The following is a 15618-nucleotide window of genomic DNA, read 5'->3' as shown; positions in this document are numbered from 1 at the left end:
AGCGGCGCTGAACCCTGGCAACGGAGCCGTTGTTCATCGCTTCGGCTGACGTAGCGCGCTTCTTTGAAAGCGCTCAGCGATGTTACCCCCAACAACAGGGCGGGTTGTCAAAGGCGTCGTAAAGGTCTAACGGCTGCGCCCGCAAGAAAAAGCCCGTAAGAAAAAGAAAGAGACATGATGTCCAACTCATTTGTGAAAGTGCCTGCGGGCGATGAGGCCAAGCGGTTTTTCGTCCTCGGCGACCGGGTCGAGCGGCGGCTTAGAATCAGCGGAACCTGGCTCAATATCTTCGACGTCACCGTGCCATCAGGCAGCCGGACGCCGAAACATGCGCATGCGAGCCCCGAAGTGTTCCGCATCATCGAGGGACGCCTGACGATCTGGCGCTTGAGCGACAGCGGCCCCGAAGAGATCGAAGCCAGCGCCGGCGACATCATCACCATCCCGCCCTTCATGGTGCACGGCTATTCCAACCGCGGAACCGTCCCCGTGGTCTTTTCTGCGGTGGTCGATCGGGACATGGCCGAGTTCATCGAAGCGGAAGGCACGACGGAGCCCCCGAAGGCCAGCCCTTCGACGGAGACCATCGCCCGCATGACGGCGGCGGCCAATGCCTACGGGATCACCATCCTCGCGGCCTGATGGCGCGCGAGTGCCTGATGCCGCTTTTCGGACGACATCAGGCACTGCTTCGTCAGTTATGCTACGGTTTTGGCGGTATCGATCTCAATCGGCTCACCAGTTCCTCCAAAGAAGTGTCGACCGTTTTCGAAGCCGTATCGATGACGATTGCATCTTGCCATTCGTCATAGGCTCTTTCGGAAATCTCTTGCCATGTTGGCTTCACCAGACCTTCGACGTCGGTGAGGCGCGTTTCAGCACGCTTGCGGTGCTCGGCTTTATCCGAGCAAACGACCTCGACCTCCGCCGCTATCACACCGGCCGCTTGCGCGACCGAACGCCACGCTGACCTGGTTATCCGGAGCGGGTTGACGGAGTCGGCGATAACGGTCCTGCCGAGGGTCAGATTGTCTCCGGCGATACCGTAAGCCGCGATATAGCCTGCAGGTCCGGCATCATCGGCTATGCCGGAGGCACGGATTGCTTGCTCGATGGTATCGACGCGCACATGGACCGCATTCAACCGCTCAGCCAAAGCGCGGGCAATCGTCGTCTTTCCACTGCCAGGCAGACCGCCAAAGATAATGAGCATCGTGACCTCGTCGTTTTTGGAGAGGCTCCACAAGAACGTCAGAGCAGCTCGCGGTCAGCGCAATACTTCACCATTAAGGCCCGGTTCGCAATTCCTTAGTCAGCACCGGGTTTTCACCACCGGCCTCAACGACGGTCCACCCGAGCGCGCCGTAGAATCCGACGGCGTCTCGCGCCGCATTCACAACCAATCTCTCGACCCCGTATTGTGATGCGAATTTTTCGAGGCCGGTCATGAGCATCCGGCCGTACCCTTTTCCCTGGCATTCCGCCCTAATCGCGACGGTTCGCACACACGCCGCCGCATCGTCCATCAGATCGAGGCGAGCCGCACCGACCGGAGTATTTTCGAGCAAAAGCAGCAAAGGGAAATGCCCATCCCTTCGGTCATCGGGATGGTTCGCATCATAGCCAATCAACCCGCGGGCCTCGAAAAGGACAGCGCGGCGGATGTCGTGGTAGGCGTTCCAGTGTTCATCCGCAGACACCTGGACGACCATCCAGGCGTCTTCGCCCTCGTCATTCGGAAATCTGGGCTCGTTCATAGATGGCCTCGTCGATGCTCGTGAACAACCGGCCGGTAACATCGGTGACGGCCCTCACGCCAGCTGCCCGTAAACGCCCTCCATGACCCAGGCGTCGCCCTCGGCCGCCTCCTTGACCATCTCGTCCCGCAACGCTCTGTCGTGATCGATGCCGTGCGCCCCGGCTCCCAATGCATATCATCAAGGTGGACAACCGGATGCTGAAGCTGCTCACCGATACGACAGGCGAGCCATGTTTTACCCGCGCCGCCATTGCCCATGATGAGCATGCGGTCAAAGGCGGCTGAGGGATCGGGAAACGTCATCGGCAACTCCGAGGACTTTGCGCTGATGCTAGTTTGTGTGACCTTAGCGCGAGATATTGAATGCTTTCAAATCAAAATTGAGCGCGTCCTATCCTTGCAGCCCTGTCCGCTGGAGGAAAACAATGTCTGCCGCCTTCGAGGACGCGCCAAACGTCTAGAACTCTTCCCAGTTGCCCTCGGTCGACGCCGGTGCGGCTGAGGTGCCGAAGGCGGCTGCGAGCTTGCCGCCGAGTGCGCGGGCCGGTGACGGAGCGGGCCTGGCATGGTCGGTGGCCGAAGCGGGGACCGGTCTGCGCGCCGCAAGCGTCGCCGCGACCCTTTTAAGACGCGCAGATGCGGTGCTGCTGCCGTTGGCGAAACTGTCACATCAAGACGCTATAAGGATTTTTGCCCGGCGCCTCTTGCGTCGGCACTGTTTCACCGTCAAAATTGCTTCATGCCTGACAGCGACCCATCCAGTACAAGCTCCGCCCCTTCCAACCCGGATCTCCCGGCCGAGGAAGCAGGCGACCATTGTAGACGGTGCGATGACCTCCGCCTCGCCTCAGGCATATCAAGGCTCCCGAGAGGGCCGCTTCCCAGACCATTGCCGATGACGGGTGGCCGCGGATCACTTCAGAGGAAGCGGTCTGATGGAACCTGCACTCATGTCAACACGATGGTGGAAAGACGACAGGCGATGCGTATATGCGTATAAGAGCGTCCCGTCGAATGCCTCGCCGCTTCGCCTGACGAATGCGGCATTACAACCTCAACGAATAGGGTCCCTGTGTTTCTGGAAATTGGAATTGTGGCGTTTCTCACCATCCTGAATGGTGTGCTCGCCATGTCTGAGCTGGCCGTTGTGTCTTCTCGAACAGCCCGCCTGAAGGTTCTCTCCGACAATGGAAGCAAGGGTGCAGCTCAAGCGATCAAACTTGCCGAAAACCCCGGTCGTTTTCTCTCTACGGTGCAGATCGGCATCACGCTGGTCGGCGTGCTATCCGGCGCTTTCTCGGGGGCCACGCTCGGCGGCCGCCTGAGCGGATGGCTGGAAGCCCAGGGGGTGTCATCGACGGCCGCCGATGCCATTGGCGTAGGTTCGGTCGTGGTGGCAATCACCTATCTTTCGCTGATCATCGGCGAACTTGTTCCCAAGCAGATTGCATTGCGGGAACCCGAAGCGGTTGCGGCCAAGGTCGCACCCGCTATGGCGGTCCTTTCAAAAATCGCGCTGCCACTCGTGTGGCTTCTGAACGCCTCCGGAAATCTTGTGCTGAAGCTCTTGGGCCAGGCAGGAAAAGGTGGCGACAATGTCTCTGACGCAGAGATCAAAACTGTTCTGGCCGAGGCGCAGTCGGCTGGTGTTATCGAAAGCGAAGAGTCCGCGATGATATCAGGTGTCATGCGGCTGGCGGACCGCACTGCCCGAGCGCTTATGACGCCCCGACGCGATGTCGAAATTATCGATATCGACGACAGCCTTGATGAAATTCGGACCCAGTTGCACAGGACGAAGCGGTCGCGGTTGCCGGTTCGAAAAGGCAGTTCGGACGAGGTGATCGGCATCCTTCCGGTGAAGGACTTCTACGACTCGATGTCCGAACACGGCACTGTCGACATCAAGGCGCTGACGCAGGATGTCCCGGTGGTTTCAGACCTTGCAACTGCCATCAATGTTATTGAAGCCATCAGGAAATCACCCATTCACATGGTGCTGGTTTTCGACGAGTACGGCCACTTCGAGGGGATTGTCTCGTCGGGTGACATTTTGGAAGCAATCATGGGGGCTCTCCAGGAGGGACCTGTCGATGAACAGGCCATCGCTCGTCGAGATGACGGTTCTTACCTCGTGTCGGGCTGGACGCCGATTGACGAGTTCGCTGAATTCTTAAACCTCAGGCTCGATGACGATTTGGAATATCAGACTGTGGCCGGCCTGGTGTTGGAGGAGCTGAAACATCTGCCCGAATTGGGGGAGAGCTTCACGAGAGGTGGATGGCGCTTCGAGGTCATCGATCTCGACGGGAGGCGCGTCGACAAAATACTTGTGTCTGAAGATCGAGGGTGACGGCTTGGCCCGTGTCGTCAAGCTCGACGGCAGCAACATCGACACGATGCGCATGGAAGACGTGGCCCGACACCAGGAGGTACCGCCATGGCATGGTCCGCCAGCCAATATGTGAAATTCGAGGACGAGCGCACGCGACCGTCGCGTGACCTTCTGGCACAGGTGCCGCTGCAAAACATTCGTCATGCCATCGATCTCGGCTGCGGCCCGGGCAATTCGACCGAGCTGATTATCGAGCGCTATGGGGCGGACGGCGTCTCCGGCGTCGACAGCGACATGAACATGCTGGAGGCGGCCCGCAAGCGGCTTCCCGGCACTGCCTTCGTCGAGGCCGATCTCGGCATCTGGCAGCCGACTGAGCCCGCCGACCTGCTCTTTGCCAATGCGGTCTTCCAATGGCTGCCCGATCATCTCGATATCTTCGACCGGCTGATGGACGGGCTTTCCGAAGGCGGCGTGCTGGCCGTGCAGATGCCCGACAATCTCGGCGAACCCTCGCATCTGGCGATGGAGGAGACTGCCCATGCCGGCCCATGGAAATCCGCCTTCGAGGTGAAGAGCGTGCGCCGCAAGCCGCTGCCGCCGCCGTCCACCTATTACTCCAGACTGATCGCCAAAGCTTCGCGCGTCGATATCTGGCACACGGTCTACAATCACCCGATGGCGGATGCGGCGGCGATCGTCGAATGGGTGAAGGGAACCGGACTGATGCCCTATCTCGCCCATGCCGGCGAAGAGCATCGCGAGGCATTCCTGGCGGATTATCGGGAGCGGTTGGAAAAGGCCTATCCCAAGATGTCGGACGGGCGGGTGCTGCTCAGGTTTCCGAGGATCTTCATGGTGGCTGTGAAAGGGTAATCGGCCGCCTACCACCAAGGTGACGTGGGCTCAGCCAGTCCGGATGGTGTCAAATGCTTGTTATCCCTCGCCTGCATATGTTGCGGCAAAGCCGGCGCGCAGTATAGTCGGCCGCAAATTCCAAGGAGATGGCACATGGACGCTGCCCCTACCCCGCCGGTCACCCTCGTCATCTTCGGCGCCACGGGAGACCTGACGCGCCGCCTGCTGGTGCCGGCGATCATCAATCTGACGCGCAGCCGCCTGGTGGGCGAGGATCTCCACATTCTCGGCATCGGCATCGAACCTGGTGACGACGAATTCCTGCGCGGGCGGCTCGACCAATTCCTCAACCATCTGAGCGGCGAAGCGCCGACAGTGAAGGACGAAGCCTGGGAGAGCCTGCGCCGGCGCATTTCCTATACGTCCGGGGATTTCACCAAGGACGATATTTTCGTCGAGATCGGCAAGCGCCTAGGCCCGAATGCCAATGCCGCCTTCTATCTCGCGGTGCCGCCATCCTTTTTCGGCACGATCGTCGAGAAGCTCGCCGCCCATGGGCTGACCGATGAAAGCGACGGCGTCTTCCGCCGTGTCGCCATCGAAAAGCCGTTCGGCACCGATCTCGCCTCGGCGCGGGCGCTCAATGCACAGATCCTCGCGCAGGTCGGGGAAAGCCAAGTTTACCGGCTCGACCATTTCCTCGGCAAGGAAACCGTGCAGAACTTGATGACGGCGCGTTTCGCCAACATGATGATCGAGTCCTTGTGGAACAGCCGCTACATCGACCATGTGCAGATCACCGCCGCCGAAATCGTCGATGTCGGCAGCCGCGGCAAATTCTACGATGCAACCGGCGCGTTGCGCGACATGGTGCCGAACCATCTCTTCCAGCTGCTGGCGATGATCGCCATGGAACCGCCGAACAGCTTCGATGCCGAGGCGATCCGCAACGAGAAGAGCAAGGTGCTGAAGGCGCTACGCATCTATACGCCTGATGAGGCCAAGACGCATGGCGTGCGCGGCGCCTATGGCGCAGGCCCACTCAATGGTGCTGCGCTTCCGGCCTATCGCCATACCAAGGACGTCTCGCCCGACAGCAGGACCGAGACCTTCGTGGCGCTGAAGCTCTATGCCGATACCTGGCGCTGGGCCGGCGTGCCCTTCTATCTCAGGACCGGCAAGGCGCTGACGGCGCGCGACACCGAGATCGTCATTACCTTCCAGCCGGTTCCCTTCGCGCAGTTTCGCGAGACGGAGGTCAATAGTCGCCTGCCGCCGAACCGGCTGGTGATCCAGGTGCAGCCCGACGAGGGCATGAGCATGGAAATCTCGATCAAATCGCCGGGGCTTTCCGTCGACACCGTGCCGGTCTCGCTCGATTTCCGCTATGCCGACAAATTCGATATTGCCAAGACGACCGGCTATGAATCACTGCTCTATGATCTCTTCATCGGCGACCAGACGCTGTTCCAGCGCGCCGACGGCATCGAGGCCGGATGGGCGGCGGTGCAACCCTTCCTCGATATCTGGGCTAGGGATCAAAGCGTGCCAGACGCTTACGCGCCGGGCAGCATGGGACCGGCCTCAGCCGACGAACTGATCCAGCGCGACAGGCGGCAGTGGCATGAACTCGGCGTGATACTACACAAGGACGGCAAATAGCCGGTTCTGCCTTCCAATCCCGGACTACCCCGTCAGCGGCAGGCGTCGCTTAGCGTACCGTCGCGCTCGGCCGCGCGGTACTGACGCGTCCCGGGCCGCGGGCAGGTGGGTCGATCCGGCGGAAAGACGACGTTGATATCACCGGTTTCGACTGGATCGAGCGGAATCACGAGTCCGCCGCTGGATTCCGCCCCCGGCACCGTGCCGGGCGGCATACCGCCGAAGCGGCCGCTATAGTCCATATCAGCAAGCGCCTGGGAGAAGGCCGGCGTGGCGAATCCGAGTAGAATGATCGAGGCTGCTGCAAGAAACATACGCATGATGCTATTCCTTCTGGTTTCGGCGATGCGGCAGAAACAGCAGAACGACATCATTGTTCCCCCGGAAGCGGGGCGGACGATCAAAGTTTGGCGATCGGAATATGGCGCCTCAGAGCGGGCGATCTCCGGCTCAATCGCGCCAGCGCGACAGCAGCCTGTCGAGACCTGTCGGATAGAGATCGATACCGGCGTCACGCAGGCTGTCGCGGCCAAACCAGCGCGCCGTCGCCGCCGTCTCGTCGAGTTCGGAATAGCGGATTTCGTCGCGCTGATAGAGCGATGCATCGGCCAGTTCGATATCGGCCGCGAAGATGTATTCGTGACCGATTGCGCCTTGATGTTCGTAGATGTTTTCAAGCAGATGCCAGGGACCGACGATACGGATATCGGTCTCGAGTTCCTCCCTGAATTCGCGGTGCAGGGCCTCTTCGCGGCTCTCGCCGAATTCAATCGCGCCGCCGAGCGGGCGAACGCCCTTGATGCGGCCGCTGTCGTCCTCCACCTCGGCGGCAAGCAACTGGTCTTTCCGCCAGGCGAGGCCGATCACCTTCACCCTGATCTGCTGCGATGGGCGCCAGACGGTCACGAGCTCTCCTTCCATCCAATGGCAGCCGTTAATTAGCGGGCGGAGGCTGCAAGGCAAAGGCGATCAGGGCCACCGCGGCCGGATACCGCCGATCACCAGGCGACCGGAGGAGGTAACGACCGTTTAACGTCAAGGATTGACATCTATTGCCATCACGGTGTGACAGCTTCATATTGACGACAACGAAAGGAAGACCATGCCCAACGTTGCGCTCGGGAACCACTACGAAGAATTTGTTCGGAAGCAGCTGGAGTCCGGCCGCTACAATAATGCCAGCGAGGTTGTCCGTGCAGGCCTGCGGCTACTGGAGGATCATGAGGCGGCCCGCGAGCGCTGGCTCAATGAAGAAATTCCGGCGCGCTACGACGACCTAGTGAACAAGCCGGGCCTCGGCATCCCGGCCGAGACAGTGCGCGCCCGCTTTGAAAAGCGCCGGAATGACGCGGCGAAAGCCAAGTAGGGCATGGCCTACCGCATTATCTACCATCCGAAGGCAGAAGCCGAACTCGACAAGCTCTATGCCGATATCGCCGTTGAGGCGGGAACCGGCATCGCCGGCGACTTCGTTCACGCAGTGATCACTTTCATCGAGGCCCTGGAGACGTTTCCGGAACGGGGCACGCTGCGGGAAGGCCGAATTCCCGGCCTCCGGATCATCGGCTATCGGCGCAGCGTCAGCGTGGCGTTCACGGTGAGCGGCAATAACGTCAGCATATAGGGCGTGTTTGCGCGTGGGCGTGATATCACCGACGAATTCCTCGAGGAGCGACAACGGTGAGCCGACCGCGAGCGCCTTCCGAATGAACGGCAGGTACGGCTCCCTCAGGTTCAGCTTGCCGTGCTGCCGACTGGCCACCCCTTCAAGTGGGACCAGGGCAAAATATGATGAGCCTCGCGGCGACGCCGCGAAGGCTCTTTCTCGTCGTCGCTCAGACGAACTGGCTGAGGCCCGGGACGGAAGCGACGACCTCGTCGACGACTTCCTCGCCGGCATATTGCTTGGCGATCGCGATGGTTTCCTTGGCAAGCGAGGTGATTTCGCCCATGCCGAGGCCTTCGCCCATCAGCTGCTGGCCGAGCCCCATGATGCCGCCGCCGCCGAGCGAGCTCATCAGCCCGCCGAGCAGACCGCCGCCGGCACCTTCGCCGTTGAACTGGGCGACAAGATCGGCACCGCCGGGGATCGCTTCGATCATCTTGGCAACCGGGCCATCGGCGGCCTCGCGCTGCAGGAAGCCGAGCATCATGCCGAGCGCCTTTTCGGCCAAATCAGGCGCAATACCCACGCGATCGGCGATCTGGGTCACAATTTCATTCATCGTCAGCCTCCTGTTTTTTGACGTTAACGTCAACGTTAATCGAGATTCGACCACAACTCAAGCCGGCCCCTCCCCGGGCCGCACTTTGTCCGGTTTTGCTTTTAATGCAAACAGTTGTCCGCATGCGCATGCCTGCTTATAACAGGGAAACGATAGTTCAATGAAGGCGGCAGAAGCACGCCTTCTCATACAAATGGCGGCAGAGCCCCAAGGGAGCATTCCGAATGATCGAGGAAGGCAAGATTTTCATCGGCGCGAGCCGTAATCCCGATGACAGCATCAACAAGCCGGAATATCTCGACCTGAAATTCGGCAATCGCCACGGCCTCGTCACCGGCGCTACCGGCACCGGCAAGACGGTGACGCTGCAGGTGCTGGCCGAAGGTTTCTCGCGGGCCGGCGTTCCGGTGTTTGCGGCCGATATCAAGGGCGATCTTTCCGGCATCGCCGCCAAGGGCGAGCCCAAGGACTTCCTGACCAAGCGCGCCGAGCAGATCGGCTTTGCCGACTATGAATTCGACCAGTTTCCGGTGATCTTCTGGGATCTGTTCGGTGAGAAGGGCCACCGGGTGCGCACCACCATCGCCGAGATGGGACCGCTGCTGCTCGCCCGCCTGATGGATGCCTCCGAGCCGCAGGAAGGCGTCATCAACATCGCCTTCAAGATCGCCGACCAGGGCGGGTTGCCGCTGCTCGACCTCAAGGATTTCAGCTCGCTGCTCAACTATATGGGCGAGAACGCCAGCCAACTTTCCAACCAGTACGGGCTGATCTCCAAGGCTTCGGTCGGCTCGATCCAGCGGGCGCTGCTCGTTCTCGAACAGCAGGGTGCGGAGCATTTCTTCGGCGAACCGGCGCTAAAGATCACCGACATCATGCGCACCAGCAATAGTGGCTACGGCCAGATCTCGGTGCTGGCCGCCGACAAGCTGATGATGAACCCCCGGCTTTACGCCACTTTCCTGCTCTGGCTGCTTTCCGAGCTCTTCGAGGAATTGCCCGAAGTGGGCGATCCCGAAAAGCCGAAGCTCGTCTTCTTCTTCGACGAGGCGCATCTGCTCTTCAACGACGCGCCGAGGGTGCTGACCGAACGTGTCGAGCAGGTGGTACGGCTGATCCGTTCCAAGGGCGTCGGCGTCTATTTCGTGACGCAGAACCCGCTCGACGTGCCGGAAACGGTACTTGCCCAGCTCGGCAACCGGGCGCAGCATGCGCTTCGCGCCTATTCGCCGCGCGAGCAGAAAGCGGTGAGGACGGCGGCCGATACATTCCGCGCCAATCCGGCCTTCGATTGCGCCACCGTCATCACCAATCTCGGCACCGGCGAGGCACTGGTCTCAACGCTCGAGGCCAAGGGCGCGCCTTCGATCGTCGAGCGCACACTGATCCGCCCACCCTCCGGCCGCGTCGGCCCGGTGACGGATGCCGAGCGCCGGCAGATCATGGACAGAAGCCCGGTCCTCGGCATCTATGACGAGGATGTCGACCGCGAATCCGCCTTCGAGATGCTGGTGGCGCGGGCAAAGAAGGCGGCCGATGCCGAGGCCGCCAAGCGAGCGCAGGAAGAAGCGGCAGAGCAGCAGCCGGGCACCACCTCCGGCTGGACCCTTCCCGGCTTCGGCGGCAGCAATGACGACAGCCAGGGCCGCGGCCAGTCGCGCGGCCGGGGGTCCGGCTATCAGCGCGAAACGGTGGTGGAAGCGGCGATGAAAAGCGTGGCGCGCACGGTGGCGACCCAGGTCGGCCGGGCACTGGTGCGTGGGATCTTAGGGAGCTTGAAGCGGTAAGCCTGGGTCTCTTCTTCCCTGGGGTCCGAAGGACGATGCCCGCAGGCAGATGAAGGGTAAGAAGCATCATCGAGAACGCCTTGAGCGACCAGTGAAAGGCAGCAACGCGGTGCTCTGTCCCTCATCGAGCTGCCTGGGTTGAGCCAAGTCTCTCAATCCAGCTTGTTTGATCTCGATCTTGATTTTATATCTTTCAATATATATTTCTTAGGCAGCCCGATGACATATAAGGTTCAATTCCATCCCGACTTCGTCCCTGAATGGAAAGAACTGGAGATGGGGTTGAAAGAACTGGTTGGCGAAGTGTTCGACCACCTTGAAGACGATGGCCCGTTCTTAGGGCGCCCTGAGGTCGATACGCTTTCAGGTTCCGATTATGCGAATATGAACGAAATCAGAGTCAAATTTGGCAAACAGGTCTGGCCTTTTGCTTTCGCCTTCGATCCCGCTCAAAGCGCCATCATCCTTTGCGGAGGAGACAAGCAAGGCATGAATAAAGCGCTCTTTTACAAACAACTGATCAACAAAGCTGACGTGCGGTTTGGTGCGTGGCTGAAGGAGAAGAAAAATGAGCACTGAATGGAAGACGTTACGCGACGAACTTCCAGAAGATGTTCGTGCTCGGCTTGACATGAAACGTCAGGAGCGTCGTCTGGGCAAAGCCTTGGCGGAAGTGCGCAAAGCGATGCATGCAACACAGCAAGAGGTCGCTACGCGTGCGGCCATGACGCAGAACACTGTTTCGAAAATCGAAAGCGCCGACGATGTCCTCCTATCGTCCATCGTGCGGTACATGCATTCTCTTGGAGGCGGAGTCGAGCTTGTCTTGAAAACGCCTGACGGAAAAGCGAGGCGCGTTGATTTTGATCCTGAGATCTACGTGAAGCAGACCGTGTAACTGCAGAGCACTCGAATACGGCAGCCCCGCGCTCCGTGCGCGGAACATTCGGCAGGCTGAAGCGACAAATCCGCCGACTGCAAGCAGAAGAAGGGCGGCAAGATCGCTGTCTGCCGCGCGATTGGCTGCCTCGCCTTGAACCTGATGCGTTTATTCCCTAAATTACCAGTCATCGACCATTTCAACAGGATGTGTGCCGCAATGGATTTCAACCCGATCGCAACGCCAGTTCGCCTTGCCAACGGGGAAATCCATATTCATGCCTGCATCCATCACTCTCTCCCAAATTTCATGGTCCGCTCCTGACGGGCGGCCACTTTTTTCCAATCTCGACCTGAGTTTCGGGGCCGAGCGGACCGGTCTCGTCGGGCGCAACGGCGTCGGCAAGACGACGCTGCTGAAGCTCGTCTCCGGAGAGGTCCATCCGCATTCCGGGACGGTATCCGTCGGCGGCAGCCTCGGTGTGCTGCGGCAGAGTATTCAGGTGGCGCTCGAGGAAACGGTCGCCGATCTCTTCGGCGTGACCGATGCGCTCGCTATTCTTCGCCGCGCCGAAGCCGGCGAAGCAACGGCCGATGAGCTCGCATCGGCGGACTGGATGCTGGAGGCGCGCATCGCCGCAGCGCTCAATCGGACGGGGCTCAACGCACCGCCGGAGACGCCGCTTGCCGTGCTCTCTGGCGGGCAGCGCACCCGTGCCGGGCTTGCCGCGCTTGTTTTCACCGAACCGGATTTCCTGCTGCTCGATGAACCCACAAACAATCTCGACCGCGACGGCCGCGAGGCGGTGATCGCGCTGATCTCAGGCTGGCGGGCCGGCGCCATCATCGTCAGCCATGACCGGGAACTGCTCGACAGCGTCGATGCAATCGTCGAGCTGACGTCGCTCGGTGCCACGCGCTACGGCGGCAACTGGAGCCATTATCGCGAGCGCAAGGCCCTTGAGCTCGCGGCGGCACAGCATGATCTCACTGAAGCCGAAAAACGCATGGCCGAGGTGGCGAAGAAGGCGCAGGCGACGGTGGAGCGTCAGGCGCACAGGGACAGCACTGGGCGGAAGGTCGCAGCCAAGGGCGGCATCCCGCGCATCATGCTCGGCGGCATGAAGGAACGGAGCGAAACGACGGGTGGCGACAATGCCCGGCTCGCCGACCGCCGGCGCGCCCGGGCGCTGGAAGAAGCAACAGCAGCGCGCGAGAAGATCGAGATCCTCCAGCCCTTGTCGGTCGCCCTGCCCCCGACCGGGCTGCCTGCCAGCAAGATCGTGCTGAAGATGGATGGCGTGACATCGGGCTACCGGCCTGATGATCCCGTTATCCGAGATCTCTCCTTCGATGTGACGGGACCCGAGCGTATCGCCGTCACCGGCCGCAACGGCTCGGGCAAGACGACCTTGCTAGCGCTCGTTACCGGCGCGCTGAAACCCTGGGCCGGCACGGTCAGCGTCATGACCGCTTTCTCGATGCTCGATCAGAAGGTGAGCCTGCTCGATCCGTCAGCCTCGATCCGCGACAATTTTCGCCGGATCAATCCGCAGGCCGATGAAAATACCTGCCGGGCCGCCCTTGCCCGCTTCATGTTCAGGGCCGATGCGGCGCTACAGACGGTATCGACGCTGAGCGGCGGGCAATTGCTGCGGGCGGGCCTTGCCTGCGTCCTCGGCTCGGCACCGCCGCCGCTGTTGATCCTCGACGAGCCGACCAATCATCTCGACATCGACTCGATCGCCGCGGTCGAGGCAGGACTGCGCGCCTATGACGGCGCGCTGCTGGTGGTCAGCCACGACGAGACATTCCTCAGGAGTATCGGGATCACGCGGCGGCTGGAGCTGTCGCCAGCCGATCCGGCCGGGTGATTTTGGGATTGGGCAACGTGCCCATCCGTCTGCCCCACCTCTCCGTCCCCCACCCGCCTCTCGCATGGCAAGTCCCCTCGCCCCGTTGTTTTCGAGAGCGCGGCATCCTCCAACGTCCCTCATCCTGAGGCGCGCAGGCCGAAGGCCGAAGCCTCGAAGGACGCGCTCGGCGCTGCTCCTTGCATCCATTAACCGCCAGCGCACCCGCCCCGCCCTTCGAGGCTCCCTTACAGGGCACCTCAGGGCGAGGCTCTCGTGAGCGCCGAGCACCAGAGCACAATCCTCACTCAGCCACCAACAACGGCATATAGGCGATAGCGGAGTTTAGAGGACGCCTTCCGGCCAAGCTCGCCGCCGACGCGGTGACCGGAAATCGGCGTGCCTGCGCCTCTCTTGCCTCTTTTCGCGGGCAATGTTATTGGAATCCCGCAACCTTTTGAGAAAGGAGGATCACGCAATGCAATATTATTTTCGACATCATCGCCAGCGTGGTCCCGTCAACGCCCTGCAAATGCGTTTGCAGGGCTGACCAGAGACCGTTTCTCGACATCTCTTCCTGGTCTGCCCTTCGTGGCCAATGCGGCGCCGTAGATGACAGCGCGCATTCCTCTCATTTCCCGGGCCCGAACCGCGAAATTCCGTGATGGCTGAACGCCCCGGACCGCGCTTGATACCCGGTCAAGACCAGAGAACGATCATGACACTCATCAATATCCGCAATCTCGGCGTGACGCTGGGCAATCCGTTGTTTTCCAAGCTTAATCTCGTCGTCAATGCCGGCGACCGCATTGGCCTCGTCGCCGCCAACGGGCGGGGGAAATCGACGCTGCTTGCCTGCATCACCGGCGCGCTGGAGCCGAGCGAGGGCGAGATCACCAAAGCGCGCGGGCTGACCGTCGGCCATGTCGCGCAGAATGTGCCACCTGCCCTTTTCGACACGCCCTTCTACGACGCGGTGCTGCAGGCCCTGCCGGCCGATCAGGCCGAAAGCGAAAGCTGGCGGGTCGACGTGGTGCTGGAATCGCTCGAAGTGCCGGAGGTCATGCGCGGCCGGCCATTGAAGCAGTTGAGCGGCGGATGGCAGCGGCTTGCCATGCTTGCCCGCACCTGGGTTGGCGAGCCCGACGTGCTTCTGCTCGACGAGCCGACCAACCATCTCGACCTCGAAAAGATCTCGCAGCTGGAGAGCTGGCTGAATGCGCTGCCGCGCGACGTGCCGGTTATCCTGTCCAGCCACGACCGCGCCTTCCTCGATGCGACGACCAACCGGACACTGTTCCTGCGGCCGGAGCAATCGCCGGTCTTCGCCCTGCCCTATAGCCGGGCGCGCGCCGCCCTCGACGAGGCCGACGCCTCGGAGGCGCGGCGCTACGAGCGCGACATGAAGGTGGCGGAGCAACTGCGCAAGCAGGCGGCCAAGCTCAACAATATCGGTATCAATTCCGGCAGCGATCTACTCGTCGTCAAGACCAAGCAGCTCAAGCAGCGGGCGGAGAAGCTGGAGGATGCGGCAAAACCGGCGCATCTGGAGCGCTCGGCCGGCGCCATCCGGCTTTCCAACCGCGGCACACATGCCAAGGTACTGGTGACGCTGGAGGATGCGGCGGTGACGACGCCGGATGGAACGCTACTGTTCAAGACCGGCCGGCAATTCATCTGCCAGGGCGACCGCATCGTGCTGCTCGGCCTCAACGGCGCCGGCAAGTCGCGGCTGGTGTCGATGCTGAAAGAGGCGATCGAGAGACCGGAGACGGCGCGGGACAGCATCAAGGCGACGCCTTCGCTCGTTCTCGGCTATGGCGACCAGGCGCTTGCCGATCTTGCCGATACCGACACGCCGATCGGCACGATCATCCGCCGCTTCGATGTCGGCGATCAGCGGGCGCGGGCTTTGCTCGCCGGCGCCGGCATGACGATCGACATGCAGGTAAAACCGATCGGCCAGCTCTCCGGCGGCCAGAAGGCCAGGCTCGGCATGCTGGTGCTGCGGCTGACGGAGCCGAACTTCTATCTGCTCGACGAACCGACCAACCATCTCGACATCGACGGGCAGGAGGCGCTGGAGAGCGAGTTGATGGCGCATGAGGCGAGCTGCCTGCTGGTCTCGCATGACCGCAGTTTCGTGCGGGCGGTGGGAAACCGGTTCTGGTTGATCGAGAAGAAGCGGCTGGTGGAGGTGGAAAGCCCGGAAGGGTTTTTTGCCTCGGTGGCGAGATGATGGATGGTGGGGATGTGGCGG

The 15618-nt window shown here is 61.4% G+C and carries 16 protein-coding genes and 1 pseudogene; 11 read left to right on the top strand and 6 right to left on the bottom strand.

Features of this window, described 5'->3' with window-relative positions; genetic code table 11:
- The first annotated feature begins 174 nt into the window (after positions 1-174).
- Complete coding sequence (locus tag RWK44_RS25970) at positions 175-642, top strand: cupin domain-containing protein (RefSeq protein ID WP_131665874.1); 468 nt, start codon at positions 175-177, stop codon at positions 640-642.
- A 61-nt stretch (positions 643-703) separates the two neighbouring features.
- On the opposite strand, the gene RWK44_RS25965 is transcribed toward RWK44_RS25970, so the two are convergent.
- The 3 genes and pseudogenes from RWK44_RS25965 to RWK44_RS25955 all read right to left on the bottom strand — a co-directional run.
- Positions 704-1213: an AAA family ATPase gene (locus RWK44_RS25965; RefSeq protein WP_131665873.1), complete on the bottom strand. Its 510-nt coding sequence runs from the start codon at positions 1211-1213 to the stop codon at positions 704-706.
- A gap of 73 nt (positions 1214-1286) precedes the next feature.
- Positions 1287-1757 (bottom strand): GNAT family N-acetyltransferase, encoded by a 471-nt coding sequence (locus RWK44_RS25960; protein ID WP_131665872.1) that lies wholly within the window; start codon positions 1755-1757, stop codon positions 1287-1289.
- Positions 1758-1814: 57 nt separating this feature from the next.
- Positions 1815-2062, bottom strand: a pseudogene (locus RWK44_RS25955) (AAA family ATPase); the annotation flags it as partial.
- 769 nt (positions 2063-2831) lie between these two features.
- On the opposite strand from RWK44_RS25955, the gene RWK44_RS25950 reads away from it, so the two are divergent.
- From RWK44_RS25950 to zwf, 3 genes are all read left to right on the top strand, one after another.
- Entirely contained in the window at positions 2832-4112 is a 1281-nt protein-coding gene (locus RWK44_RS25950; protein ID WP_025393767.1) for a hemolysin family protein, read from the top strand.
- 87 nt (positions 4113-4199) lie between these two features.
- The gene (gene tam / locus RWK44_RS25945) at positions 4200-4970 is read left to right on the top strand and encodes a trans-aconitate 2-methyltransferase (protein ID WP_131665870.1); all 771 of its coding nucleotides are present in this window, start codon (positions 4200-4202) and stop codon (positions 4968-4970) included.
- Positions 4971-5105: 135 nt separating this feature from the next.
- The gene (gene zwf / locus RWK44_RS25940; RefSeq protein ID WP_131665869.1) at positions 5106-6614 is read left to right on the top strand and encodes a glucose-6-phosphate dehydrogenase; all 1509 of its coding nucleotides are present in this window, start codon (positions 5106-5108) and stop codon (positions 6612-6614) included.
- A 32-nt stretch (positions 6615-6646) separates the two neighbouring features.
- On the opposite strand, the gene RWK44_RS25935 is transcribed toward zwf, so the two are convergent.
- Together RWK44_RS25935 and RWK44_RS25930 are read right to left on the bottom strand one after the other, a co-directional pair.
- The gene (locus RWK44_RS25935) at positions 6647-6988 is read right to left on the bottom strand and encodes a hypothetical protein (protein ID WP_221947521.1); all 342 of its coding nucleotides are present in this window, start codon (positions 6986-6988) and stop codon (positions 6647-6649) included.
- Positions 6989-7064: 76 nt separating this feature from the next.
- Positions 7065-7520 carry an NUDIX hydrolase gene (locus tag RWK44_RS25930; protein ID WP_168287821.1) on the bottom strand — a complete coding sequence of 152 codons (456 nt, stop codon included), beginning with the start codon at positions 7518-7520 and terminating at the stop codon, positions 7065-7067.
- A 196-nt stretch (positions 7521-7716) separates the two neighbouring features.
- Between RWK44_RS25930 and RWK44_RS25925 the strand changes: the two genes are divergently transcribed.
- Entirely contained in the window at positions 7717-7980 is a 264-nt protein-coding gene (locus RWK44_RS25925; RefSeq protein WP_020049113.1) for a type II toxin-antitoxin system ParD family antitoxin, read from the top strand.
- A gap of 3 nt (positions 7981-7983) precedes the next feature.
- Positions 7984-8238, top strand: coding sequence for a type II toxin-antitoxin system RelE/ParE family toxin (locus RWK44_RS25920; protein ID WP_222060293.1), 255 nt, complete (start codon positions 7984-7986; stop codon positions 8236-8238).
- Positions 8239-8449: 211 nt separating this feature from the next.
- Here the strand turns inward: RWK44_RS25920 and RWK44_RS25915 are convergent, their stop codons facing one another.
- Entirely contained in the window at positions 8450-8839 is a 390-nt protein-coding gene (locus tag RWK44_RS25915) for a hypothetical protein (protein ID WP_020049111.1), read from the bottom strand.
- Between the two features lie 224 nt (positions 8840-9063).
- Between RWK44_RS25915 and RWK44_RS25910 the strand changes: the two genes are divergently transcribed.
- From RWK44_RS25910 to RWK44_RS25890, 5 genes are all read left to right on the top strand, one after another.
- Complete coding sequence (locus tag RWK44_RS25910) at positions 9064-10626, top strand: helicase HerA-like C-terminal domain-containing protein (RefSeq protein ID WP_168285043.1); 1563 nt, start codon at positions 9064-9066, stop codon at positions 10624-10626.
- A 219-nt stretch (positions 10627-10845) separates the two neighbouring features.
- Positions 10846-11205 carry a type II toxin-antitoxin system RelE/ParE family toxin gene (locus RWK44_RS25905; RefSeq protein ID WP_316029585.1) on the top strand — a complete coding sequence of 120 codons (360 nt, stop codon included), beginning with the start codon at positions 10846-10848 and terminating at the stop codon, positions 11203-11205.
- Positions 11195-11524 (top strand): helix-turn-helix domain-containing protein, encoded by a 330-nt coding sequence (locus RWK44_RS25900; protein ID WP_020049108.1) that lies wholly within the window; start codon positions 11195-11197, stop codon positions 11522-11524. Before RWK44_RS25905 ends, RWK44_RS25900 begins: the two co-directional genes overlap by 11 nt.
- 259 nt (positions 11525-11783) lie before the next feature.
- Positions 11784-13379, top strand: coding sequence for an ABC-F family ATP-binding cassette domain-containing protein (locus RWK44_RS25895; RefSeq protein WP_222060291.1), 1596 nt, complete (start codon positions 11784-11786; stop codon positions 13377-13379).
- Between the two features lie 697 nt (positions 13380-14076).
- Positions 14077-15597, top strand: coding sequence for an ABC-F family ATP-binding cassette domain-containing protein (locus tag RWK44_RS25890; protein ID WP_316029584.1), 1521 nt, complete (start codon positions 14077-14079; stop codon positions 15595-15597).
- Positions 15598-15618: the final 21 nt, after the last annotated feature.

This window comes from Rhizobium sp. 25PS6 (genome assembly GCF_032464655.1).
GTDB classification, from domain to species: Bacteria; Pseudomonadota; Alphaproteobacteria; order Rhizobiales; family Rhizobiaceae; genus Rhizobium; species Rhizobium laguerreae.
Note: the sequence above shows the minus strand (reverse complement) of the source record. Positions and strands in the feature narration are given on the sequence as shown.

Coding starts and splice junctions, on each gene's coding strand:
- RWK44_RS25970 (WP_131665874.1), top strand. CDS start 175: ATGATGTCCAACTCATTTGTGAAAGTGCCTGCGGGCGATGAGGCCAAG.
- RWK44_RS25890 (WP_316029584.1), top strand. CDS start 14,077: ATGACACTCATCAATATCCGCAATCTCGGCGTGACGCTGGGCAATCCG.
- RWK44_RS25900 (WP_020049108.1), top strand. CDS start 11,195: ATGAGCACTGAATGGAAGACGTTACGCGACGAACTTCCAGAAGATGTT.
- RWK44_RS25910 (WP_168285043.1), top strand. CDS start 9,064: ATGATCGAGGAAGGCAAGATTTTCATCGGCGCGAGCCGTAATCCCGAT.
- RWK44_RS25920 (WP_222060293.1), top strand. CDS start 7,984: ATGGCCTACCGCATTATCTACCATCCGAAGGCAGAAGCCGAACTCGAC.
- RWK44_RS25960 (WP_131665872.1), bottom strand. CDS start 1,757: ATGAACGAGCCCAGATTTCCGAATGACGAGGGCGAAGACGCCTGGATG.
- RWK44_RS25905 (WP_316029585.1), top strand. CDS start 10,846: ATGACATATAAGGTTCAATTCCATCCCGACTTCGTCCCTGAATGGAAA.
- RWK44_RS25935 (WP_221947521.1), bottom strand. CDS start 6,988: ATGATGTCGTTCTGCTGTTTCTGCCGCATCGCCGAAACCAGAAGGAAT.
- RWK44_RS25895 (WP_222060291.1), top strand. CDS start 11,784: ATGCCTGCATCCATCACTCTCTCCCAAATTTCATGGTCCGCTCCTGAC.
- RWK44_RS25965 (WP_131665873.1), bottom strand. CDS start 1,213: ATGCTCATTATCTTTGGCGGTCTGCCTGGCAGTGGAAAGACGACGATT.
- RWK44_RS25925 (WP_020049113.1), top strand. CDS start 7,717: ATGCCCAACGTTGCGCTCGGGAACCACTACGAAGAATTTGTTCGGAAG.
- tam (WP_131665870.1), top strand. CDS start 4,200: ATGGCATGGTCCGCCAGCCAATATGTGAAATTCGAGGACGAGCGCACG.
- RWK44_RS25915 (WP_020049111.1), bottom strand. CDS start 8,839: ATGAATGAAATTGTGACCCAGATCGCCGATCGCGTGGGTATTGCGCCT.
- zwf (WP_131665869.1), top strand. CDS start 5,106: ATGGACGCTGCCCCTACCCCGCCGGTCACCCTCGTCATCTTCGGCGCC.